The organism is Paenibacillus sp. FSL R7-0331 (assembly GCF_000758645.1).
GTDB classification, from domain to species: domain Bacteria; phylum Bacillota; class Bacilli; order Paenibacillales; family Paenibacillaceae; genus Paenibacillus_AQ; species Paenibacillus_AQ camerounensis.
The window spans coordinates 6,285,052-6,307,500 of record NZ_CP009284.1; the positions used below are offsets into that span (position 1 = coordinate 6,285,052).

General features: G+C 51.4%; 20 protein-coding genes and 2 rRNA genes (1 of these 22 only partly in view). 1 reads left to right on the forward strand and 21 read right to left on the reverse strand.

Annotation, left to right across the window (positions count from 1 at the left end; translation table 11 throughout):
• From rpmG to R70331_RS27565, 11 genes are all read right to left on the reverse strand, one after another.
• Entirely contained in the window at positions 1 to 150 is a 150-nt protein-coding gene (rpmG, locus tag R70331_RS31325; protein ID WP_074086515.1) for a 50S ribosomal protein L33, read from the reverse strand.
• A 366-nt stretch (positions 151 to 516) separates the two neighbouring features.
• Entirely contained in the window at positions 517 to 1,161 is a 645-nt protein-coding gene (sigH, locus tag R70331_RS27520) for an RNA polymerase sporulation sigma factor SigH (protein WP_019908203.1), read from the reverse strand.
• 157 nt (positions 1,162 to 1,318) lie between these two features.
• Positions 1,319 to 1,840: an NYN domain-containing protein gene (locus tag R70331_RS27525; RefSeq protein WP_042181097.1), complete on the reverse strand. Its 522-nt coding sequence runs from the start codon at positions 1,838 to 1,840 to the stop codon at positions 1,319 to 1,321.
• 2 nt (positions 1,841 to 1,842) lie between these two features.
• Positions 1,843 to 2,604, reverse strand: a complete 762-nt coding sequence (gene rlmB / locus R70331_RS27530) for a 23S rRNA (guanosine(2251)-2'-O)-methyltransferase RlmB (RefSeq protein ID WP_042181099.1) — start codon at positions 2,602 to 2,604, stop codon at positions 1,843 to 1,845.
• Positions 2,605 to 2,638: 34 nt separating this feature from the next.
• A complete protein-coding gene (locus tag R70331_RS27535; RefSeq protein WP_042181101.1) occupies positions 2,639 to 3,076 on the reverse strand; it encodes a Mini-ribonuclease 3 in 438 nt (145 codons plus the stop codon).
• The gene (cysS, locus tag R70331_RS27540) at positions 3,073 to 4,479 is read right to left on the reverse strand and encodes a cysteine--tRNA ligase (protein WP_042181103.1); all 1,407 of its coding nucleotides are present in this window, start codon (positions 4,477 to 4,479) and stop codon (positions 3,073 to 3,075) included. The genes R70331_RS27535 and cysS overlap by 4 nt, the downstream gene beginning before the upstream one ends.
• A gap of 54 nt (positions 4,480 to 4,533) precedes the next feature.
• Positions 4,534 to 5,226, reverse strand: coding sequence for a serine O-acetyltransferase (gene cysE / locus R70331_RS27545; RefSeq protein ID WP_042181104.1), 693 nt, complete (start codon positions 5,224 to 5,226; stop codon positions 4,534 to 4,536).
• Between the two features lie 494 nt (positions 5,227 to 5,720).
• Positions 5,721 to 7,184, reverse strand: a complete 1,464-nt coding sequence (gene gltX, locus R70331_RS27550) for a glutamate--tRNA ligase (protein WP_042181106.1) — start codon at positions 7,182 to 7,184, stop codon at positions 5,721 to 5,723.
• A gap of 51 nt (positions 7,185 to 7,235) precedes the next feature.
• Positions 7,236 to 7,724 carry a 2-C-methyl-D-erythritol 2,4-cyclodiphosphate synthase gene (ispF, locus tag R70331_RS27555; RefSeq protein WP_042181109.1) on the reverse strand — a complete coding sequence of 163 codons (489 nt, stop codon included), beginning with the start codon at positions 7,722 to 7,724 and terminating at the stop codon, positions 7,236 to 7,238.
• Between the two features lie 3 nt (positions 7,725 to 7,727).
• Complete coding sequence (ispD, locus tag R70331_RS27560; protein WP_042181111.1) at positions 7,728 to 8,420, reverse strand: 2-C-methyl-D-erythritol 4-phosphate cytidylyltransferase; 693 nt, start codon at positions 8,418 to 8,420, stop codon at positions 7,728 to 7,730.
• Positions 8,421 to 8,514: 94 nt separating this feature from the next.
• Positions 8,515 to 9,603 carry a PIN/TRAM domain-containing protein gene (locus R70331_RS27565; RefSeq protein WP_042181113.1) on the reverse strand — a complete coding sequence of 363 codons (1,089 nt, stop codon included), beginning with the start codon at positions 9,601 to 9,603 and terminating at the stop codon, positions 8,515 to 8,517.
• A gap of 210 nt (positions 9,604 to 9,813) precedes the next feature.
• On the opposite strand from R70331_RS27565, the gene R70331_RS27570 reads away from it, so the two are divergent.
• Positions 9,814 to 10,209 (forward strand): nucleoside triphosphate pyrophosphohydrolase family protein, encoded by a 396-nt coding sequence (locus R70331_RS27570; RefSeq protein ID WP_039877428.1) that lies wholly within the window; start codon positions 9,814 to 9,816, stop codon positions 10,207 to 10,209.
• Between the two features lie 107 nt (positions 10,210 to 10,316).
• On the opposite strand, the gene pssA is transcribed toward R70331_RS27570, so the two are convergent.
• From pssA to R70331_RS27620, 10 genes are all read right to left on the reverse strand, one after another.
• Positions 10,317 to 11,054 carry a CDP-diacylglycerol--serine O-phosphatidyltransferase gene (gene pssA, locus R70331_RS27575; protein WP_042181115.1) on the reverse strand — a complete coding sequence of 246 codons (738 nt, stop codon included), beginning with the start codon at positions 11,052 to 11,054 and terminating at the stop codon, positions 10,317 to 10,319.
• Positions 11,055 to 11,118: 64 nt separating this feature from the next.
• On the reverse strand, positions 11,119 to 12,195 hold the full coding sequence (gene disA / locus R70331_RS27580; RefSeq protein ID WP_042181117.1) for a DNA integrity scanning diadenylate cyclase DisA: 1,077 nt from the start codon (positions 12,193 to 12,195) through the stop codon (positions 11,119 to 11,121).
• A 16-nt stretch (positions 12,196 to 12,211) separates the two neighbouring features.
• Positions 12,212 to 13,579, reverse strand: coding sequence for a DNA repair protein RadA (gene radA / locus R70331_RS27585; protein ID WP_039877431.1), 1,368 nt, complete (start codon positions 13,577 to 13,579; stop codon positions 12,212 to 12,214).
• Positions 13,580 to 13,811: 232 nt separating this feature from the next.
• Positions 13,812 to 16,283: an ATP-dependent protease ATP-binding subunit ClpC gene (clpC, locus tag R70331_RS27590; protein WP_042181119.1), complete on the reverse strand. Its 2,472-nt coding sequence runs from the start codon at positions 16,281 to 16,283 to the stop codon at positions 13,812 to 13,814.
• A 36-nt stretch (positions 16,284 to 16,319) separates the two neighbouring features.
• Entirely contained in the window at positions 16,320 to 17,384 is a 1,065-nt protein-coding gene (locus tag R70331_RS27595) for a protein-arginine kinase McsB (RefSeq protein ID WP_042181121.1), read from the reverse strand.
• Between the two features lie 28 nt (positions 17,385 to 17,412).
• Positions 17,413 to 17,937, reverse strand: a complete 525-nt coding sequence (locus R70331_RS27600; RefSeq protein WP_042181123.1) for a protein-arginine kinase activator protein McsA — start codon at positions 17,935 to 17,937, stop codon at positions 17,413 to 17,415.
• A gap of 27 nt (positions 17,938 to 17,964) precedes the next feature.
• Entirely contained in the window at positions 17,965 to 18,426 is a 462-nt protein-coding gene (locus R70331_RS27605; protein WP_042181125.1) for a CtsR family transcriptional regulator, read from the reverse strand.
• 375 nt (positions 18,427 to 18,801) lie between these two features.
• Positions 18,802 to 19,974: a GNAT family N-acetyltransferase gene (locus R70331_RS27610; RefSeq protein WP_042181127.1), complete on the reverse strand. Its 1,173-nt coding sequence runs from the start codon at positions 19,972 to 19,974 to the stop codon at positions 18,802 to 18,804.
• A 420-nt stretch (positions 19,975 to 20,394) separates the two neighbouring features.
• Positions 20,395 to 20,511 (reverse strand): 5S ribosomal RNA (gene rrf, locus R70331_RS27615).
• A 197-nt stretch (positions 20,512 to 20,708) separates the two neighbouring features.
• A 23S ribosomal RNA gene (locus R70331_RS27620) occupies positions 20,709 to 22,449 on the reverse strand (it continues 1,186 nt past the right edge of the window).

Below are 22,449 nucleotides of genomic sequence, written 5' to 3' on the forward strand. Positions count from 1 at the left end.
CTATCTGGTTTCGCGATGAGGAGTTTGCTCGTTACAGAACTTGCAAAATTTCTTCATCTCCAAGCGGTCGGGGTGATTTCGCTTGTTTTTAGTTGTCGCATAGTTTCTTTGTTTGCAACTTGTACAAGCCAAAGTGATAATTACCCGCATGATGTGCACCTCCCGAAGACGTACTTCTAACCGTTAAATTAGAAGACGCAAATATTGATCCTAAAAAAAACCCGCGAATTTAGGCCTACCTAAAACACTTTAGCATAATGTCAACGTCTGTGTCAACGAAAGAATTGCCCTATCGCGCTGGGTAAATCCGGGTTTGTAGTCGTGCGCCGCATGTTATCCTCGTTCTGCCTTTTTTTACGCTGAACGCTGTGATTCCCTATACATTATGGAGCATTCCGACTGTACGTAAACCTGTTGTAACCGTTAGCGTCCAAATTTCCGTCAATTGATGATACAGAAGCTATCAAAACACTAAAAAAAGACTCGATGTCCGAGCCTTTCATTAACATTATATCATTAATTGTCACGCACTTCCAGATATCTTTCCAGCTTGCGTTTGACCCGCTGCAATGCGTTGTCAATAGACTTCACATGCCGCTTCAGGTCCTCTGCAATCTCCTGATAGGATCGTCCGTCCAGGTAGAGCATCAGCACCTTACGCTCAAGATCACTGAGAATCTCCGCCATCTTATCTTCCAGTCCGATGAATTCCTCCTGGTTGATAATCAGCTCTTCCGGGTCAAGCACCTGGGTACCGCAGATCACATCCATCAATGTCCTGTCTGAGTCCTCATCATAGATGGGCTTGTCCAAGGAAACGTAGGAGTTGAGCGGGATATGCTTCTGGCGGGTAGCCGTCTTAATCGCGGTTATAATCTGGCGGGTGATGCAAAGCTCGGCAAACGCCTTAAATGAAGAGAGCTTGTCACCTTTGAAGTCACGGATTGCCTTATACAGGCCAATCATGCCTTCCTGTACAATATCTTCCCGGTCAGCACCGATTAAAAAATAGGAACGGGCCTTAGCGCGTACGAAATTACGGTACTTGTTAATTAAGTGTTCCAATGCGCCACTGTCGCCACCACGGAAGATCTCGACAATTTCTTCATCACTTATGAAATCATACTCGGACAGCATTATTTCCTTGAGGTCGACACTCACCAAGAATCCCCCCGGCTGCAACGCAAGACACATCGTTACTTCGCTAAAATATAGGAACAGTATATATTATGTTACCTTACAACGTCAACCAGATATTGTCCAGAAACAATCACCTATAACAATTTATGGAATTTCCACGCTTTTATGCTCTGCCAATTCACTGCCGGCGCCAGTCCTCAAGGCGTTTACGCGTATCCGGCGGAAGCTTATCTTCCAGCGAGTGGCGTCTGGAGCTGATTCGTTCGGGTTCTATCGCTTTTTTGACAAGCTTTTGATTTTCTTCAATCTCGACCTTCAGCTCCCGGGCGGAGACGCGCAGTGCCCCTTGGGCAAAAATGACATGCTGCTCCACATAATCGCTAGTCGCCACATAGATCTGCCGGCGCCGGTGGCTGAACTCGCCGACCAGCCGCTCGATGCATTCGTCCGCTGTCTCCTTCTCTTTGGTGAAGACCACCTGAACCTTCCCCTGCACAAAAGACCTCCCGAGTCCCGGGACACGGTAAGCATCGAACACGGCGATAACGCGCCGTCCGGTGAATGCCTGATAATCAGCCAGCATATCCAGGAGCCTGTCACGCGCTTCCTGCATGCCTGTCAGCGAAAGAGCCGCAAGTTCCGGCCAGCCGCCTATCATGTTATAACCATCCACCAGCAGCACATCGCGCCAGTCAGCCATAGCTATCCCTGCTGATGCCGGCGGCGCAGCACCTCATACATAATAACCCCGGCGGCAACCGATGCATTCAGGGAGTTGATCTTGCCGGCCATCGGGAGCTTGAGCAGCACATCGCATTTTTCGCGGATCAGCCGGCCCATGCCTTTATTCTCATTGCCGATTACGACAGCTACCGGCCCTGTAAAAATGTCTGATTCATAAAGATTCTGATCAGTAGCAACATCTGTACCCACTACCCAGACGCCAAGCTCTTTGAGCCGGTCTATAGTCTGCCCGAGATTAGTGACCCGTGCAACCGGAACATACTCTACTGCACCTGCTGAGGTTTTAGAGACTGTGGCAGTAATCTGCGCAGACCGGCGCTTTGGAACAATTACGCCGTGTACTCCGGTACAGTCTGCAGTACGCAGAATGGAGCCCAGATTATGAGGGTCTTCAATTTCATCCAGCAGAATGAGAAACGGAGGCTCCCCTTTAGCTTCAGCCGCAGCAAGAATATCTGACACTTCGGTATAAGCAAAAGGTGCCGCCTGTGCCACTACCCCCTGATGCTGTACTCCCGGTGCAAGCTGATCTAGCTTCCGTTTGTCTACATGCTGGATTACAATACCAGCCTTGCGCGCTTCAGCGATAATCGGCGCGGTTAAATGCTTCTGTGCCGTTTCGGCGATCCAGATTTTGTTCAATGTACGGCCGGCACGCAACGCTTCAAGCACCGAATGCTTGCCTGCCAGTATTTCCTCTTCCGTCCTAAGTTCTTCCATGTTGTTGCCTCCTGTTCTATAGCTGTACACGGCCTCACTTGGACCGGTTCATCATATACTCGATACTGCTGTGGACCAGCTCCTGAATTCTCTTCTGCTGCCCCGTGTAATACAGATGTCCGATCAGGCATTCAAATGCTGTTGCATGGCGGTATTCCAGGACATCAGCATTCTTGGGAATGGTTCCCGACTTGGCATTACGCCCCTGACGGGCCACATCCTTTTCTTCATCAGTCAGCTGCGGTTCCAGATAGGCAAGGATCGTACTCTGCGCCTTGGCAGATACGAGGCCGGTGGCAGTCCGGTGCAAATGATTCGGCCGCAGATTCGGCAATGAAATCAGATACTGCCGTACCGCCACTTCATAAATGGCATCACCGGCATAAGCCAGCACAATCGGCGAAAGCAGCCGTGCCGGCTTCGATGGTACATACGGAAACCAGGCCTGGTCTAAGTTAAATCCGCCGCTCATTTGCGCCGCCACCGCATGCCCTGCGGAGTATCCTCCAGCAGGATACCGAGACTATTCAGCTCATCACGGATCTCATCGGAACGGCCCCAGTTCTTGTTCTTGCGGGCCTCTGCCCGTTCAGCAATCAGGCGCTCAATTTCTTCCGTTGCAGCCTCAGCTTCAACCTCAGGTGTCAGGCCGAGTACAGCATTCATTTCATCAAAAGTCTTCAGCAGCGCCGCAAAATCAGCAGGAGCCGCGTCTTCCTTGGCCAGCGTCTGGTTCGCCAGGCTTACCCAGTCGAATACAGCAGTGATAGCATCCGGCGTATTGAAGTCATCCTGCATTCTGGCATGGTAGCTGCCAATAACAGCAGCCAGCCGCTCAGAAACAGCTGCACTCACTTCTCCGTCCGCCCCTTCAGGAGCCAGTTCGAGACGGTGCTTCACATTACTTTCGGCAAGGGTGATCCGTTCCACGCTCTTCTCGGCGGACAGCAGCGCTTCCTCCGTGAAATTAAGCTGATTGCGATAATGGCTGGAGAGCATGAAATAACGGATAGTCCCCGCCTTAAAGCGCGCACGAATATCCTTCACCAGCAAGCCGTTCCCGAGAGATTTCGACATTTTCTCGTCACCGATATTCAAGAATGCATTGTGCATCCAATAATTCGACAGCGGCTCGCCCGTTAGTGCTTCTGTCTGCGCGCATTCGCATTCATGGTGCGGAAACTTCAAATCCTCTCCGCCGCCATGAATGTCGATAGTCTTGCCAAGATATTCACGGACCATTGCCGAGCATTCAATATGCCAGCCGGGCCGTCCCTCTCCCCACGGACTGGCCCAATGCACTTCACCTGGCTTGGCTGCCTTCCAGAGCACGAAATCCTCCTGGTTTTCCTTGCGGGGATCTACCTCGACACGGATACCAAAGCGCAGTTCCTCCAGGTTCTGGCGGGACAGCTTGCCGTAATCAGCAAACTTACCGGTACGGTAATATACATCGCCGCCGTTCTCATAGGCGTAGCCTTTCTCTTCGAGCTCCTTGATGAACTCAATAATCTTGTCCATACTCTCCGTAACGCGCGGATTCATCGTTGCCGGCTTTACGCCGAGTCCGGTCAGATCCTCCTGATAGGCAGCGATAAACATGTCCGCAACCTCAGCTACGGTGATGTTCATCTCTTCCGCTTTGCGGATCATTTTGTCATCCACATCGGTGAAATTGGTCAAATAACGGACTTCATTGCCGAGTGCCTCCAGATAGTTGCGGACCATATCAAATACAATAACCGGTCTGGCATTTCCGATATGCATATAACCGTAAACCGTAGGTCCGCATACGTACATTTTGACCTTACCCGGCTCCTGCGGCACAAAGACCTCTTTAGCACGCGTCATAGTGTTGTAGATTTGCAAAGCCATTTCTGTTCCCAATCCTTTCTGTTGTCCCCGGATTCGCTTGAATGCCGGTAAGCTTTAAATTTCATAATCTCCGATGTACTGCTGGCTTTCCAGCCTCCGCTGCTCCGTCTTTTGTTTATCCTCATTACCCATCTGCTCACGAAGCTCCTCAATTTCCTTCTGCAAAAACCGCAGGGAATCAATAAGCGGATCGGGCATTTTGGTATGATCCAGCCGGTCGGTCACCCGTTCACCGTTACGCTTGACTACACGCCCCGGGTTGCCGACCACTGTACTGTTGTTGGGCACTTCCCTCAGCACGACCGCATTGGAGCCTATATTGGAATTATCGCCGATCCGGAACGATCCCAGTACTTTTGCCCCGGAACCAATAACAACATTGTTGCCTACCGTCGGATGGCGCTTGCCTTTTTCCTTCCCTGTACCGCCAAGAGTCACTCCTTGATAGATGATAACATCATCACCGATCTCACAGGTTTCACCGATGACAATACCCATCCCGTGGTCAATGAACAGCCGGTTGCCGATCCGCGCGCCGGGATGAATCTCAACGCCGGTCATAAATCTGCTGATCTGCGAAACAATCCGGGCCAGTGTAAACCACCGGCGTGTGTAAAAGGAGTGGGCTATTCTATGAGCCCATATCGCGTGAAGTCCGGCATAAGTAAAAACAACCTCGAATTTGCTCCGCGCCGCGGGATCGTTGTCGAATACTGCCCGGATATCCGACTTTATATGCTTAAACATCACGTTTCCCCTCTTCTTGACTTCGCCGCCTCCTGTTAACAGGTGCGCCGGGCGAAGGTATTATCAAGCACCCTTGGTGAATATAGCAGCGGCACAGGCAGTCTTTATCCGGCATCTCTCGACAAAAAACGCCTCTGCAGCTCAAAGCTGCAGAGGCGTTTAACCGCGGTTCCACTCTGCTTGGATCATACATCATTGCTCCGGCCATTTCTAACCGCAGCTTCCGCTGATCCCTCTCGCGTTAATAACGGCAACGTTCCCGGTGCAGCCTAACGCTCCTTAACAGAACCGCTCAGCCGCACAGCTCACAGGCGCATATTCTGCGGAAGACAAGTGAATAACTCCCAGCCACGGAGTGAATCTCTCCTCCGCGGTTATTCTCTCTGGCAATTGTCCCTATACGCATACTTCTCCTGATCACAGCTATTACAATATGTTTCTATCTTAGCGAAAAGAACCTGGACTGACAAGGGTTATACGCGGCTTAATACAGCCTAAGCCCCTTTAATCTGTGACTTCAGCCGTTCAATAACCCGGCCGCGGCCCAGCAGGGCGATGGTCACATTCAGATCACGGCCGTGGGTCTGGCCGGTCAATGCGACTCGGATCGGCATAAACAGCCCTTTCCCCTTATAGCCTGTTTCTTTCTGCACTTCCTTGATCAGCACTGCCATATTCGCAGCAGTGAATTCCCCGGTGTTCTCTACCTTGGCCAGGAATGCGGACAGAACCTCCGGAACCTGCGCTTCAGCAAGCACCTGTGCTGCTTCAGTCTCCAGCTCTAAGTGGCTGCGGAAGAACAGCTCAGACAGCTCAACGATGTCCGATGCAGCAGTCATCTGCTCCTGATATAGGGCTACAAGGCTTTCTGCCCATGTCTGCTGCTCTTCATTCAGCTCTGCCGGCAGCCGGCCTGCTTTCTGAAGATGCGGAATGGCAAGGCGTGCGATCCGCTGCGGATCTGCATGCTTGATATAGTGATTGTTGAGATGCGCCAGCTTGTTCTTGTCGAACACTGCGGGACTCTTGGACAGACGGTCCGCTGTAAAGATAGAGATCAGCTGTTCCTGGCTGAAGATCTCCTCTTCTCCTTCCGGCGACCAGCCGAGCAGAGAGATGTAATTGAACAGTGCCTCAGGCAGGTAGCCGAGCTGGTCATACTGCTCGATAAATTGAATAATTGATTCATTGCGCTTGCTCAGCTTCTTGTGGTCATCGCCTACGATCAGCGTCATATGGCCGAACAGCGGAGCTTCCCAGCCCAGCGCTTCATAAATCATCAGCTGGCGGGGCGTATTGGAGATGTGGTCTTCCCCGCGCAGAACATGGGAGATTTCCATCAGATGATCATCAACAGCAACGGCGAAGTTATAGGTCGGAATTCCGTCCTTCTTCACGATGACAAAGTCACCCATTTCCTTCGTAGTGAAAGAAATGCTGCCCTTGACGATATCATCGAAGGTATACGTGCGGTCTTCCGGCACCAGGAAGCGGATGCTGGCTACACGTCCCTCCGCCTCAAAGGCAAGGCGCTGCGCTTCAGTCAAATTGCGGTGCTTGCCGGAATAACGCGGCGTTTCGCCTCGTGCGGTCTGTTCTTCCCGTTCTGCTTCCAGCTCTTCTTCCGTACAATAGCAGCGGTAAGCAAGGCCGCGGTCAATCAGATCCTGCCAGTATACGCGGTACAGATCCAGACGTTCCGTCTGGCGGTACGGTCCGTATTCTCCGCCTACATCGACACTCTCATCCCAGTTAATGCCTAGCCACTTCAAATATTTCAGCTGGCTTTCTTCACCGCCGGCAACATTGCGCTTTACGTCTGTATCTTCAATCCGGATAATAAATTTGCCTCCCAGATTACGGGCAAACAAATAGTTAAACAATGCCGTTCTGGCATTTCCGATATGTAAATGTCCCGTAGGGCTCGGTGCATAACGCACCCGGACTTGATCCGCCACTGTAAATCCCTCCGCTTCATAATGGTTAAAATTAGGCCGTATACAGCCATCTCAAGATGATATCACATCTTGGAGCAGGCAGACAATAGATTGTGCGGCAATTCCCTCACCGCGTCCGGCAAAGCCTAGCTGTTCCGTCGTTGTTGCTTTTACATTAACCTTGGAGACCTCAGCACCCAGCGCTTTGGCAATAATCTCGCTCATCTGCGGGATATAAGGAGCCATCTTCGGCTTCTGTGCAATAATAGTGGAATCAATGTTGCCAAGCTTATAACCGCGCTCGCGGGCAAGGCCCCATACATGCTCCAGCAGCTTCAGGCTGTCCGCATCCTTGAATGCGGGATCCGTATCGGGAAAATGCCGGCCGATATCGCCAAGCCCCAGAGCCCCAAGAATAGCATCGCTGACTGCATGCAGCAGCACATCCGCATCGGAGTGGCCCAGCAGCCCCTTTTCATAAGGAATTGTAACCCCGCCGATAATGCACGGTCTCCCCTCCACCAGCTGGTGTACATCAAATCCCTGTCCTACCGCTATCATCTGTTAACCCTCTCCCCTGCTTCTTTGTGTGAATTCTGCAAAATCCAGATCCTCCGGTGTCGTCAGCTTGATATTACTGTAGCTCCCCTCCACCACAGAGACCGAAATCCCGCTGCGCTCTGCAAGACTGGAATCATCTGTACCGATAAATCCGTCGCGCTCCGCTGCTTCATAGGAGGCCATCAGCTCAGACAGACGAAAAGTCTGCGGGGTCTGAATCGCCCACAGACTTCGCCGGTCAGGTGTAGACACTACTTGACCCGTACCGTTCACCTGCTTAATTGTATCTTTAACCGGCACAGCCAGCACTGACGCCCCGGACTGGGCAGCTATCCGGTAACAGGCACTAATCTCTGCAGCCTGCACAAACGGACGGACACCGTCATGAACCATAACCCAGTCTGTCTCCAGCGCCTGCAGACCCTTGTACACGGAATGCTGCCGCTCCGCCCCACCGGCAATGACAGCCTTCACTTTATCCAGCCTATAGGCCTGTACCCATTCCCGGCAGCGGACGATATCCGCTTCTCCGGTTACCAGCACGATCTCAGAGATAAGCTCATGCTGCTGGAACACCTCAAGCGTATGAACGATAACCGGTTTATCCTGCAGGAGCAGATACTGCTTGCTCTCTGCGGTTCCCATTCTTGTCCCTCTGCCTGCCGCCACAATCACGGCGCCTACACTGTTTGACATGTTCTTAGGCTCCTGTCCTTCACGTATATCCTCATCATAACGTGTTTGGCGGGCATTTCCAACCCATAAGACTTACAGGATTCCCTTTTGAAGCTTATTGCGCCTTTTCCAGCAGCTTCGGTTTGGCGAATATCATTCTGCCGGCAGAAGTCTGCAGCACACTAGTCACCAGCACTTCCATCGTTGTACCAATATATTCGCGCCCGCCTTCAACGACAATCATGGTGCCGTCGTCCAGATAAGCCACCCCCTGGCCATGCTCCTTGCCATCCTTAATTACCTGTACGATAATCTCCTCACCAGGAAGTACGACCGGCTTGACTGCGTTGGCCAGATCATTAATATTAAGCACCGAGACACCCTGCAGCTCACAAACCTTATTCAGGTTAAAATCATTCGTGACCACCTTGCCGCGCAGGACTTTAGCGAGCTTAACCAGCTTGCTGTCCACCTCGGAGATTTCTTCAAAATCACCCTCATAGATAAGCACCTTCACATCCAGCTCTTTCTGGATTTTATTGAGGATATCAAGCCCGCGCCGCCCGCGGTTACGCTTCAGCAGGTCAGAAGAATCGGCAATATGCTGCAGCTCCTCAAGCACGAATTCCGGAATGACAATCGTCCCTTCAATAAAGCCTGTTTTGCATATATCTGCGATCCGTCCGTCAATGATGACGCTGGTATCCAGAATTTTATGCTCCTGGGGTCCGCGCCCTTCCGGCTCATCCTGCTGTCCCCAGCGTCCGGTTGCCCATAGCGAGCCAAGCTCTTCTTTTTTCTCCAGACCGATTCGCAGCCCCATATAACCCAGTGCCAGCGTAACCCCTACCTGCAGCAAGTCCCCCGCTTTACCAAGCCAGTCCATCGCCGGATGCAGCAGCAAAGACAGCAGCAGCCCTCCGGTCAGACCAGCGGCGCCGGCAGCCATCTCACTCATCGGTATACGCGAACAGTACACTACCGCCTCACGAAGCTTTGAACCTCCCCATTCCGCGCATAAAGTCCCCGCAATCAAAAAAATAATGGCACCCAGCACCGTAAACAAAATGCTTCCTTCCACAGGCAGACCCATCGCCAGTTTATCCATGCCCTGCGGGAATCCTCTTTCTGCCGTATGGTATAGCGAATAACCGGACCAGGCTCCAAGCAGCCCGGCAAGCGTTAAAACTATTTTTTTCCACATAACCCTACGCACCTCCTTTTATTCATCCTGAAATGATGTATACCTCACCAGTATGTTCCAATTTCCGGGACGGTAATCGCAGGTACGCTTATTTTATGCAGAAAAAAGTTACCGGTAATGTTATGGTTGTCAGGAACTCTTATTCCCGTTGAAAACAAGGGGGTACTGGCATATAATGAACTCAATCAAGAACCCAGGGGTGAATGGAAAATGAGCGCACCAAGTTTACAGGCCTTTCAGGATCAAGTCTCCGAACTGCTGCTCCGTCACCGTAGTCTGCTGGATGTGATGTCCAAAAACGGCCAGAGCAGCGCTTCCGTCAACCGTGCTGTAGTCAAGGCCATTACGGAGTGCGGCTGCATTCAGCTGCATGCCACCAAACAGGTATTCGAACCGGCGCTTGGGCTTGAGCAGGCCAAAGAACTGGCAGGCACTCATCTGGAAGGTGAGCTGTGCGAGAACTGCCGTGAGGTTGTAGCCTCCGAGCTGGGGCGCGAGCTGTTCTATATGTCTGCCCTCTGCAATCTGCTTAACATCAATATGGACGAGGTGGTCGCCAAGGAATCGCAGAAATGCGCCACACTTGGACTGTTTAATCTATCCTGAAACTTTCCCTTTCTGTTTCCGGCGTATCAGCAGCAAAGGCTTTGCCGTTTCACTGCGATCAGTGAGGGCAAAGCCTTTTTGGGCATAGCTATAGGGTAATATTCCGGTTAGCCGTTCTTCGATTGATACACTTTGTCTTCCGAACGTCTTCTGCGGCGGTGGCGGCGGCGTGCCGTCAGCCGGGCAATATTGTGCTTGAAGCCATAGAGCGCATATAGCGCCAGCAGTGCAAAAATCATTTTGGCAATCTGCTCCGGGAAAATCACAGCCACAGCTACTGCCACAACAATGACTACTGGTGCGATCAGCACAGCTTTTTTGGGCAGGCCGACTTTCTTGAAGTTTGGATATTTAACAGTGCTGACCATGAGATAGGATAAGAGCAGGGTAGCAACAATCATGAACGGGGCAGAGACATCTTTATGAAAAAGAGCCAGTGTGGCCAACACGCCACCTGCTGCAGGAATCGGCAATCCGATAAAATATCCGGGAATTCCCGGACGGACATTAAAGCGTGCCAGCCGCAGTGCCCCGAATACCGGGAAGATTGCGGTGACCGTCCAGCCCAGCGCAGAGTTCAAATCCTGCAGGCTGGTGATATACATAATCAGTGCCGGTGCTACCCCGAAGGAGACAACATCGGATAAAGAATCAAGCTCCTTGCCAAATTCACTTTCACACTTGAGCGCACGAGCGACCCGGCCGTCCAGTCCGTCTAAAAGCATAGCGATAATCACCATGATAGCGGCCATGCTGAGCTTGCCGTCTAACGCCATCATGATACCAAACATTCCAAGCATCAGATTACCAATGGTAAAAATACTCGGAATTGATTTTTGTATCATTTCTTCACCTCTGTTTGCTTACTTTGAACCTTACAGTCTTCAATATTACGTGATTGTATGTTATTTACATTTGCCTGTCAATAAGAACTTGCTTCTGCAGACGTTTGAGGCCGTCTTGAATATTGCGTGCCCGCACTTCGCCGATTCCGTCGACTTCATCAAGCTCTGCAATGCTGGCTGTCATCAGATTAGGCAGCATTTCGAAACGCTCTACCAGATTATGGATAATAACGTTGGGCAGACGCGGGATTTTGTTCAGCAGACGGTAGCCGCGCGGTGTAACCGCTTCTTCTGAGGCGATTGCCGTCGAAGAATAGCCCAGGAGACGGGCGATATGATTGTCATCCATCAGCTCATCATCACTGCTGCGCTTGAGCCCTGCGATGATCTCACGGATTTTGTCCTCCTGCTCTTCTCTTGCATAGTCTCTGTACAGGAGCCACGCTTCTTCCTCTGTATTTCCCACCAGTTCTTCCATCTGCATGCTGATCAGACGGCCTTCATTGCCCAGCTCATTGATGTAACGCTTGATTTCCATCTTAATCCGCAGCACCATCTCCACGCGCTGGATTACACCCACAACCTCAGCAACAGTCACAAGCCCTTCATATTCCGATGCCGAAAGGTTAGTCAGCCCTTGGGTCAGTACTGCTTTGTATTTCTCAAGCGTCTGAATAGCCTGGTTGGCTTTAGCCAGGATGGCTCCGATTTCTTTGAGGGCATACCGGATAGATCCCTGATACAGCGTAATGATATTCCGCCGCTGGGAAATGGATACGACCAGCTTACCGGTCTGCTTGGCAACACGTTCTGCAGTCCGGTGGCGGATTCCTGTCTCGATTGAAGGAATGGACGGATCGGGAATCAGCTGGGTATTGGCGTACAAAATCCGCTTAAGATCCTCGCTGAGAATAATGGCGCCGTCCATCTTGGCCAGCTCATACAAGTAATTGGGCGAAAAATCGCAGTTGATGGAGAAGCCTCCGTCTACAACCTCCATCACTTCAGGACTGTAACCGACTACGATGAGTGCACCCGTCTTGGCACGCAGCACATTCTCCAATCCTTCGCGGAAGGGCGTTCCCGGCGCTGCCATCCTCAGCAGATCGTTCATATTTTCTAATTGAGTATATTCTTTCATGTTCCTTATTAGCCCCCTAATCTAACGCGACCTTTAGTGCATCTGCTACGGTGCTGACGCCAATAATCTGGATATCCTGCGGATGCTTCCAGCCCTTCATGCTCTTCTCTGGCATTATTACCCTCCGGAAGCCCAGCTTAGCTGCCTCCTTGACCCGCGTTTCGGCACGCGAGACACCTCTTACCTCGCCTGTGAGCCCGACTTCGCCGAAGAAGACATCGTAGGGCTTGGTAGATATATCACGGAAGCTGGAGGCAATGCTGACCGCGACCGCCAGGTCAATAGCCGGCTCATCCAGCTTTACACCTCCGGCAACGTTGAGGTAAGCATCCTGATTCTGCAGGAACATGCCCATCCGCTTCTCAAGAACTGCAATAATAAGCGCCATCCGCTGATGGTCCATCCCGGTGCACATCCGCCGGGGGGAAGGGAAGTGAGTCGCAGCTACCAGTGCCTGAAGCTCAACCAGCACCGGTCTGGTTCCCTCCATGCTGGCCACAACAGCAGAGCCGGCGACTCCCAGCGGCCGCTCTGACAGGAACAGCTCTGAAGGATTCTCCACTTCCGTGAGGCCAATCTCACCCATCTCAAAAATTCCAATCTCATTCGTAGAGCCAAAGCGGTTCTTTACCGCTCGCAGCAGCCGGTAGGTATGATGCCGTTCCCCCTCAAAATACAATACACAGTCCACCATATGCTCAAGCATCCGGGGGCCGGCAATGGCACCCTCCTTGGTAACATGGCCAACCAGCACTGTCGCAATTCCGCGGATTTTGGCAATGCGCATAAACCGTGTTGTACACTCCCGTACCTGTGTCACGCTGCCGGGCGCACTCGTTACTTCAGGCATAAATACAGTCTGAATGGAGTCGATGACCAGGAACTGGGGCTGAATCTGCTCAATGGCCTCTTCAATGCTCTCCATATTGGTTTCGCACAATACGTACAGCTCTGCTGACAACGCTCCGAGGCGGTCAGCACGGAGCTTGGTCTGGCGTACCGATTCCTCACCCGAAATATACAGCACACGGAGTCCCTGTGTAGTCAGTGCGTGCGAGGTCTGCAGCAGGAGGGTCGACTTTCCGATTCCGGGATCTCCGCCGACAAGTACCAGAGAGCCGGGTACAATGCCTCCGCCAAGCACACGGTTCAGTTCACCGATACCTGTCAGGATGCGCGGTTCTTTGTCACTTTCTATATTTATGATCGATTGCGCCTTTTCTTTACTCTGAAAAATAGGTGCATTCATTCCTTGAGTTTTGACTACGCTTTCTGTTTCCTCCACCATGGTGTTCCATGCCTGGCAGCCCGGGCATTTGCCGAACCATTTTGGCGATTCGTAGCCGCAGTCGGTACAGAAGAATTTCGTTTTTGCTTTTGCCATGTGGTCTCCTTACAGTCCAGGTTACTTAAATTGCGGATAAATTACGCTTACTCAAAGTTTACCATTTCTGTCCCCTGAACGGAAGGTTCCTTAGGTTCTAGTTTTGGCTGGCATCTATAACCTGCCTGAATCAGCGGCGGTTTAATCATTTCAGCAAGAAAAGAAACAGCCGGTCAACAAAAAAAGCCCCGCTCCTCTATACGGAGGAGCGGCAGCTTTGTTTCAGCGGTGCTTATTTATTGTCTGCTTCGGCTTCTTGCTCCAGCGCGGCTGCCGGTGCAACCACTGTGGTCACTACAAGCTCGCCGTTCACTTCATCAATCTTAAGGGAATCGCCTTTCTTGATGTTGCCTTTCAGCAGCTCTTCGGAGAGGCGGTCTTCAATATGCTTCTGGATAGCGCGGCGCAACGGACGTGCACCGAACGCCGGATCATATCCTTCTTTGGCGAGGAAGGCTTTACCGCCATCAGTAAGCTCGAAGTCCACATCATACTCACGCAGCCGCTTACGCAGCTCATCGGACATAAGCGTTACGATTTCAGCGATATGCTTCTCTTCCAAGGAGTGGAAGACAATAATCTCGTCGATACGGTTCAGGAATTCAGGGCGGAAGCTCTTCTTCAGTTCTTCCATTACCTTGCCCTTCATGTTGCTGTAGTCTGCTCCGGCATCCTGTACTGCTGTAAAGCCGAGTGTTGAATTTTTCTTGATTGCCTGTGCCCCTACGTTAGAGGTCAGAATGATCAAGGTGTTGCGGAAATCGACTACGCGGCCTTTGGAATCGGTCAGGCGGCCGTCTTCCAGCACCTGCAGCAGAATGTTAAATACTTCAGGGTGAGCCTTCTCGATTTCATCCAGCAATACTACGGAGTAAGGTTTGCGGCGAACCTTCTCGGTCAGCTGTCCGCCCTCTTCATATCCGACATATCCTGGAGGCGCCCCTACGAGCCGGGACGTGGAGTGCTTCTCCATATATTCCGACATGTCGATGCGGATAACTGCATTCTCATCACCAAACATCGCTTCGGCAAGTGCACGCGCCAGCTCCGTTTTACCAACCCCGGTTGGTCCGAGGAAGATGAATGAACCCATTGGGCGTTTAGGGTCTTTAAGACCTGCACGTGCCCGGCGCAGCGCGCGGCTGACAGCCTTCACAGCTTCATCCTGGCCGATTACGCGTTCATGCAGCAGAGCCTCCATGTTGAGCAGACGGTCGGTCTCCTCTTCCTTCAGCTTGCTGACCGGAATACCGGTCCAGCTGGCTACAACCTGTGCGATATCCTCAGGTGTAACCTGGGAATCGGTACGGCCCTGCTTCTCTTTCCACTGGTTCTTGGTTGTATCGAGCTCTTCACGGATCTTTTGCTCGGTATCACGCAGCGCAGCCGCCTTTTCAAACTCCTGGCTCTGTACAGCCGAATCCTTTTCCTTGCGGATATCATCCAGACGCATTTCCAGTTCCTTCAGGTTCGGCGGAATAGTATAGGAGTTCAGCCTTACCTTGGAGCCAGCTTCGTCAATCAGGTCAATCGCTTTGTCAGGCAGGAAGCGGTCCGGGATATAGCGGTCAGACAGCTTCACAGCCTCCACAATCGCTTCATCCGTAATTTTCACACGGTGGTGGGCTTCGTAACGGTCACGCAGTCCGTAGAGGATCTGAACGGCTTCCTCCGGAGAAGGCTGATCCACCGTGATCGGCTGGAAGCGGCGTTCCAGGGCAGCGTCTTTTTCAATATATTTGCGGTATTCGTCAAGGGTGGTTGCACCGATGCACTGCAGCTCACCACGGGCCAGAGCCGGCTTCAGGATATTGGAGGCGTCAATCGCACCTTCCGCACCGCCTGCTCCGATCAGGGTATGCAGCTCATCGATGAAGAGCACGATGTTACCGGCCTGACGAATTTCATCCATGATTTTTTTGAGTCGGTCTTCAAATTCACCGCGGTATTTGGTTCCGGCTACGACAGAGCCCATATCCAGGGTCATAACGCGTTTATCGCGCAGTGTTTCCGGAATTTCATTGTTTATAATTTTTTGCGCAAGGCCTTCAGCAATTGCTGTTTTACCTACCCCAGGTTCACCTATCAGGACCGGATTGTTTTTGGTCCGGCGGCTAAGCACCTGAATTACGCGTTCAATTTCTTTACTGCGGCCGATAACAGGGTCAAGGTTGCCGTCTTTAGCATAAGCTGTCAAGTCGCGGGCCAAGCCGTCCAGCGTAGGTGTGCTGACATTTGCCGGCGTTCCGCTGTGGCTTGAAGTAGCTTCGCTGCTGCCCAGAAGCTGCAGTACCTGCTGACGGGCTTTATTAAGGCTGATTCCCAGATTGTTAAGTACACGGGCTGCTACACCTTCGCCTTCACGGATCAGTCCGAGCAGGATATGCTCTGTACCGACATAAGTGTGACCCAGCTTGCGTGCTTCATCCATCGACAGCTCAATTACTTTTTTGGCACGTGGAGTATACGCGATGTTGGTAGGCTGTTCCTGTCCTCTGCCGATCAGCGTTTCCACTTCATCCTGGATTTTCTCCAGACCCAGACCCAGTCCAATCAGTGCCTTGGCGGCAATGCCGTCTCCCTCACGAATCAGTCCGAGCAAAATATGTTCTGTACCGATGTTATTATGTCCCAGTCGTACAGCTTCTTCCTGCGCCAGCGCCAGCACTTTTTGTGCGCGTTCCGTAAATCTTCCAAACATCATATCTCCTGCACCTCCACGGATAATAAATATCTATAATTAATGTTGTGTTCCCAGTGTTTCCCGGAGCAGCTTTGCCCGGTACATATCGCGTTCAGTGGCTGAAAGCTCATCACCGAACATTTTTTGCAGGAATCCCGGCTGCGTCTTAACGTTCAGCTCGTTCAATACGGAGATGGAGGGACCTTCAAGAATTCCAAGGTCTACGCCCAGCCGCAGATCGGAGAGCCGTTGCGCCGATTCCTTAAGCTCCATCACAGCTGCATAGGCGAGAATACCGTAGGAGCGTTTGATCCGGTCGGTAATCCGCAGTGCTGAATCGCTAAGGAGCCGTTCACGGGCATTACGTTCATGCTCGATAATCTGTGTTACTACACTGTGAAGATTCTCAATAATTTCACTTTCGGTCTGCCCCAGTGTGATCTGATTGGATATCTGAAAGATGTTACCTACTGCTTCGCTGCCTTCACCGTAAATTCCTCTTACTGTGAGCCCAACCTGGTTAACAGCCGATAAAATCCGGTTAATCTGGTGAGTCATCACAAGCGCGGGCAGATGCAGCATCACTGAAGCCCTTAGGCCCGTGCCTACATTAGTAGGACAGCTGGTCAGATACCCTCTCCTGTCATCAAAGGCATAATTGACTGAGGCTTCAAAAATATCATCAATCGCTGTAGCCCTTTCCCAGGCTTCCTTGACCTGCAGGCCGGGGAACAGACACTGGATGCGCAGGTGGTCTTCTTCATTAATCATAATGCTGACCGATTCATCCTCATTCAGGATAACCGCGCCTCCGCGGGATTCATTGGCGAGATTGGGGCTGATCAGATGCTTCTCCACCAGCACTTTTTTGTCCAGTTCTGTAAGATCGTCCAGCCGCAACAGCTCGAAGCTGCCAAAGCCTTCAGCGGCTTCCCCCTGAAATACAGGTGCGAGCTGTTCCAGCGCTTGCTCGGCCTGCTCCACTGAAGCCAGCAGCGGAAACGGCAGATGCTCCAGATTGCGGGCGATACGCATACGGCTGCTGATTACAATTTCAGAGTGGCTGCCGCCGCAGCGCATCCAGTTGCTAAGCGCCTGTTCGGTAAACCGGAGATTTGACATGTCGTATCCCCCCTATATATGAAAGACTTTACTCTTGTGCCATTTCTTTTTCAAGTTTGCGGATTTGGTCCCGGAGCTGCGCTGCAGTCTCGAATTCCTCCTGGATGATGCTCTCCTGCAGTTCCTGCTTTAATTCATTAACCTGACGCTTACACATAATCTGTGCACCGGCACGTTTGGGCAGCTTGCCTACATGTGCCGTACTGCCGTGCACTCTTCTGAACAGCGGGTCCAGCGTGCTGTCAAAATATTTATAACAGGAGCTGCAGCCGAAGCGCCCGAGCTTGCTGAACTGCGAATAGGTCATACCGCAATTCTCGCAGTGCAGACCCTGCACATTCTTGGTCGCTGCTGTCTTCTCCTTGCCTGCCCCCTCAAGATCAAGCAATCCGGACAACAGGCTGTGAATCGAGAAGCCTCCTGCCGTTCCGGGAATCAGCTCCCCTTTTTCACGGGCACAGCTTTCACAAATATGAAATTCCGTCTTCTCTCCGCTCACAATCTTAGTGAAGTGAAGAGTTGCCGGTTTGACGCCGCATTCCTGACACAGCATCGCGGAGTCCCTCCCTTATGATGACCATTATTTGCCCAACAAAGAGATTAGCATCGCCTTCATAATCTTGGCACGAATCTCATCCCGGTACGGCAGATTAACCGTCAGGCATTCCCGGGAAACAGCGGCGCGCATGAGACACGCTTCACGTTTGCTTAGGAAACGGGCTTCCTCAAGCTGATAAATCAGCCCTTCTGCGGAATTCTGATCAATATCATTTCCTATTGTAGATTTGAGATGGGCATACAGCGCCACACTCTGGGGCAGCTCAAAACGCTGAATCCGGATATAGCCTCCGCCGCCGCGCTTGCTCTCCACCACATAACCCTTCTCCAAGGTAAAACGTGTACTGATGACATAATTAATCTGTGACGGCACGCATGAGAACTGGTCCGCCAGGTCATTGCGCTGGATTTCCACCGTACCTTCGGGACTTTCATGCAAAATATTCTTCAGATATTGTTCGATAATATCAGAGATATTACGCATCACTCATCCTCCAGTGCTTAATGCAATAGTATTCAACTTTGCTGATAATCCGTCCATAGCAACCTCTAAAGAAAATTAACCCAAGAGGGTGGGCACGAATCCAGTACCGGCTCCGGCACATGCTTCCGGTCCGTATCCTCTGCTTCAGACATTTCAGCCTTGAAGATATAAAAAAAGCTTCAACGAATTTCGTTGACTTTGACTTTCTTTGACTTTTTTCATATTATAACACATTCTCACTGAATGCCAAGGGGTTACTCATATTTTTTACTCATTCCGCCCAATGTATTCGGTTAATTCTTATTACAACAGGATTTTTCCTATGTAAAAGTAAAGCTCTGCCGCTGCCGGCCCCGCGGCAGAGCTTTTGGTTCATCAGAAGAAGTCGAACAATGCGGTATCAGCATGCGGGATCGCCGCTGCCAGCTGTTTCAGAGCTTCCGGACTGCCCGTCAGGCTCCCGTATTTAGCTAATTCATGAGGGCGTTTATATCCCATTAACAGGACGGTGAACGTTCCGATGCTGCAGCTCAGATCATGCTGTCCTTCTGCAGCATTAGAGCGGACGAGCGATGCTGTTCCATCTGTGTTCACCGTCCACGCCCAGCTTCCGTCGTTCCATGGGGCATGCTCATCTGTAATGTACAGCGTGAATTTCCGGGCTTCTGACTGTTCGTTGAACATAAATGATTCCACAAAGGTCTGAGCATTAACAATCCGTGCCATAAAATAAGGATAATTCTCCTGGGCAATCCGCGGGTCCGGCAGCAGAAACGGCAGCATATCATCAGCGGGCACCATACTTAGAGAAGCGCCTGTGACCATTGAATCGTGATTGGCGAGGAACGTCCAGAGGCCACGGCGCGCTTGTTCATTCAAAAAAACAAATTCGTTGATAACAAGCTCCCTGCTCTCCAGTTTATAAAGCACATACCCTTCAGGTTCGCCTTGCACTGAGCTGAACACAGCGTGGTGCATATCTTGACGGAGTACCGTTTCCTTCCACCATTCCTTACTCCGCTTCAGAGTTCCGTTATAACGGGCTGCAAACCGGCTGTACAGCTGATCCAGCGTGTCCACATCTGCAGCATCGCGCCGCACATTGCCTTCTATTTCGGTTTTCACCGGAAATTTCCCAACAGGAATTGTGTATTTTTTATATTCGCAATATACTTCCCACCCAAACCGGCGGTAAAAGGGAATCAGAAACGGGTGCAGCATCGACAGTGACTGGCCATTCTCATTCATCACCTGCAAAACATGCTTTAAAAGCGTAGCGACATACCCTTGTCTGCGGTTCTCCGGCCATGTGGCTACTCCGGCAATGCCGCCCATAGAATAGACTTTTCCCTGAATATATACCTCTAAGGGGAGCAGCGTCAGCCCGGCTTTCAGCTCTCTTTCCTCAAAAACGCCCCACACACTGTCCGGCTTAAACTTTTCTTTACCGGTTATCCGGTCCTCGGCGGACACTTTGTATTGAAAAGCATATTCAGAAAGGATTAGGTTTGACTCGTATTCTTCCATACTCAGCTGCCTTAGTTCCAATTCAGTTCACCTCATCAACATATTTTTATGCTTAATGAGAGTATAACAAGCCCGGTAGCAGTATGCTAATATCTTGCCTGGTTTCAGGTGCGTCCCCATTAGTTATCCACAAAATAAACACAGCAGCGTAAAAAACCGGAGCAAAATGCTCCAGCCTAAAATACTTATCCCCGATTATGCAAACGCTATCCACATATTCCACTAATTATCCACAATTTCAGTGCATTACTAGTGATTTTTCTTGACTAGTCCACATAAACATGCTTTCCGTCCACATAAATAGCAGTCTGTCAGCTATAAAAAAATGCTATCCACATGTGTGTAATTTTCCGGATATTTTCTGAATTATCCACAGCTTTTCCACAGCCTCTACCGGACGCAAAAAGTCCACTGTCGATTACTCAACAGTGGACTTCAAGTGCTTGGCAGCGTCCTACTCTCCCAGGACCCTTCGGTCCAAGTACCATTGGCGCTGGAGGACTTAACGGTCGTGTTCGGGATGGGTACGCGTGGAACCCCTCCGCTATCGCCACCAAACATGCGTCTGTGAAACAGACGCTGCCGCTAGACATTTGGTTCATCACCAGAAGTGCGAATAAATGTCGTTGCGTTACAGGCTTGATCACCTGAAAACTGAATCCGAAACGAATCTGCGTTTGCCCTTGTTATGGGGCCCCCGGAAAGTATTCGGAATCGGCTTCGTCAGCCTCTTCTTCACTTTTTGGGGTAGTTTGTTGGATAAGCCCTCGACCGATTAGTATTGGTCAGCTCCATGCATTGCTGCACTTCCACCTCCAACCTATCTACCTCGTCGTCTTCAAGGGGTCTTACTAATTGGGAAATCTCATCTTGAGGGGGGCTTCACGCTTAGATGCTTTCAGCGCTTATCCCGTCCGTACGTAGCTACCCAGCCATGCTCCTGGCGGAACAACTGGTGCACCAGCGGTACGTCCATCCCGGTCCTCTCGTACTAAGGACAGCTCCTCTCAAATTTCCTGCGCCCACGACAGATAGGGACCGAACTGTCTCACGACGTTCTGAACCCAGCTCGCGTACCGCTTTAATGGGCGAACAGCCCAACCCTTGGGACCTACTTCAGCCCCAGGATGCGATGAGCCGACATCGAGGTGCCAAACCTCCCCGTCGATGTGGACTCTTGGGGGAGATAAGCCTGTTATCCCCAGGGTAGCTTTTATCCGTTGAGCGATGGCCCTTCCATGCGGTACCACCGGATCACTAAGTCCGACTTTCGTCCCTGCTCGACTTGTTGGTCTCGCAGTCAAGCTCCCTTATGCCTTTGCACTCTTCGAATGATTTCCAACCATTCTGAGGGAACCTTTGAACGCCTCCGTTACTCTTTAGGAGGCGACCGCCCCAGTCAAACTGCCCGCCTGACACGGTCCCCGTACCCGTTAAGGGCACCAGGTTAGAACCTAGATACGATCAGGGTGGTATCCCAACGGCGCCTCCACAGAAGCTTGCGCTCCTGTTTCTACGGCTCCCACCTATCCTGTACAGATCGTACCCAAATTCAATATCAAGCTGCAGTAAAGCTCCATGGGGTCTTTCCGTCTTGTCGCGGGTAACCTGCATCTTCACAGGTATTAAAATTTCACCGGATCTCTCGTTGAGACAGCGCCCAAGTCGTTACGCCATTCGTGCGGGTCAGAATTTACCTGACAAGGAATTTCGCTACCTTAGGACCGTTATAGTTACGGCCGCCGTTTACTGGGGCTTCGGTTCATAGCTTCGGGTTACCCCTAACCACTCCCCTTAACCTTCCAGCACCGGGCAGGCGTCAGCCCGTATACTTCGCCTTGCGGCTTCGCACAGACCTGTGTTTTTGCTAAACAGTCGCTTGGGCCTTTTCACTGCGGCCCCCTCGGGCTATTCACCCTACCGAGGCACCCCTTCTCCCGAAGTTACGGGGTCATTTTGCCGAGTTCCTTAACGAGAGTTCTTCCGCGCGCCTTAGAATTCTCTTCTCGCCTACCTGTGTCGGTTTGCGGTACGGGCACCTTCTCCTGGCTAGAGGCTTTTCTTGGCAGTGTGAGATCATGACCTTCGCTACTACAATTTTCGCTCCCCATCACAGCCCAGCCTTACGATGTGCGGATTTGCCTACACACCAGCCTCACTGCTTAGACGGACATCCATCAGTCCGCGTCACTACCCTCCTGCGTCACCCCATCGCTCATAGCGGATTACGGTGGTACAGTAATTTCAAACTGTTGTCCTTCGACTACGCCTATCGGCCTCGCCTTAGGTCCCGACTTACCCTGAGCGGACGAGCCTTCCTCAGGAAACCTTGGGCTTTCGGCGGATCAGATTCTCACTGATCTTTTCGTTACTCATACCGGCATTCTCACTTGTATGCTGTCCAGCGCTCCTTACGGTACACCTTCAACCCACATACAACGCTCCCCTACCCCAGATACATACGTATCTAGCCATAGCTTCGGTGGTGTGTTTAGC

Bases quoted from the DNA above. Each gene is read 5' to 3' on its own strand.
- R70331_RS27605 (WP_042181125.1), bottom strand. From the start codon at position 18,426: ATGCGTAATATCTCTGATATTATCGAACAATATCTGAAGAATATTTTG.
- R70331_RS27595 (WP_042181121.1), bottom strand. From the start codon at position 17,384: ATGTCAAATCTCCGGTTTACCGAACAGGCGCTTAGCAACTGGATGCGC.
- R70331_RS27525 (WP_042181097.1), bottom strand. From the start codon at position 1,840: ATGGCTGACTGGCGCGATGTGCTGCTGGTGGATGGTTATAACATGATA.
- disA (WP_042181117.1), bottom strand. From the start codon at position 12,195: ATGAAAGAATATACTCAATTAGAAAATATGAACGATCTGCTGAGGATG.
- R70331_RS27565 (WP_042181113.1), bottom strand. From the start codon at position 9,603: ATGTGGAAAAAAATAGTTTTAACGCTTGCCGGGCTGCTTGGAGCCTGG.
- radA (WP_039877431.1), bottom strand. From the start codon at position 13,579: ATGGCAAAAGCAAAAACGAAATTCTTCTGTACCGACTGCGGCTACGAA.
- cysS (WP_042181103.1), bottom strand. From the start codon at position 4,479: ATGGCTTTGCAAATCTACAACACTATGACGCGTGCTAAAGAGGTCTTT.
- clpC (WP_042181119.1), bottom strand. From the start codon at position 16,283: ATGATGTTTGGAAGATTTACGGAACGCGCACAAAAAGTGCTGGCGCTG.
- ispF (WP_042181109.1), bottom strand. From the start codon at position 7,724: ATGATAGCGGTAGGACAGGGATTTGATGTACACCAGCTGGTGGAGGGG.
- R70331_RS27600 (WP_042181123.1), bottom strand. From the start codon at position 17,937: ATGCTGTGTCAGGAATGCGGCGTCAAACCGGCAACTCTTCACTTCACT.
- R70331_RS27570 (WP_039877428.1), top strand. From the start codon at position 9,814: ATGAGCGCACCAAGTTTACAGGCCTTTCAGGATCAAGTCTCCGAACTG.
- rpmG (WP_074086515.1), bottom strand. From the start codon at position 150: ATGCGGGTAATTATCACTTTGGCTTGTACAAGTTGCAAACAAAGAAAC.
- cysE (WP_042181104.1), bottom strand. From the start codon at position 5,226: ATGTTTAAGCATATAAAGTCGGATATCCGGGCAGTATTCGACAACGAT.
- pssA (WP_042181115.1), bottom strand. From the start codon at position 11,054: ATGATACAAAAATCAATTCCGAGTATTTTTACCATTGGTAATCTGATG.
- R70331_RS27535 (WP_042181101.1), bottom strand. From the start codon at position 3,076: ATGAGCGGCGGATTTAACTTAGACCAGGCCTGGTTTCCGTATGTACCA.
- rlmB (WP_042181099.1), bottom strand. From the start codon at position 2,604: ATGGAAGAACTTAGGACGGAAGAGGAAATACTGGCAGGCAAGCATTCG.
- ispD (WP_042181111.1), bottom strand. From the start codon at position 8,420: ATGTCAAACAGTGTAGGCGCCGTGATTGTGGCGGCAGGCAGAGGGACA.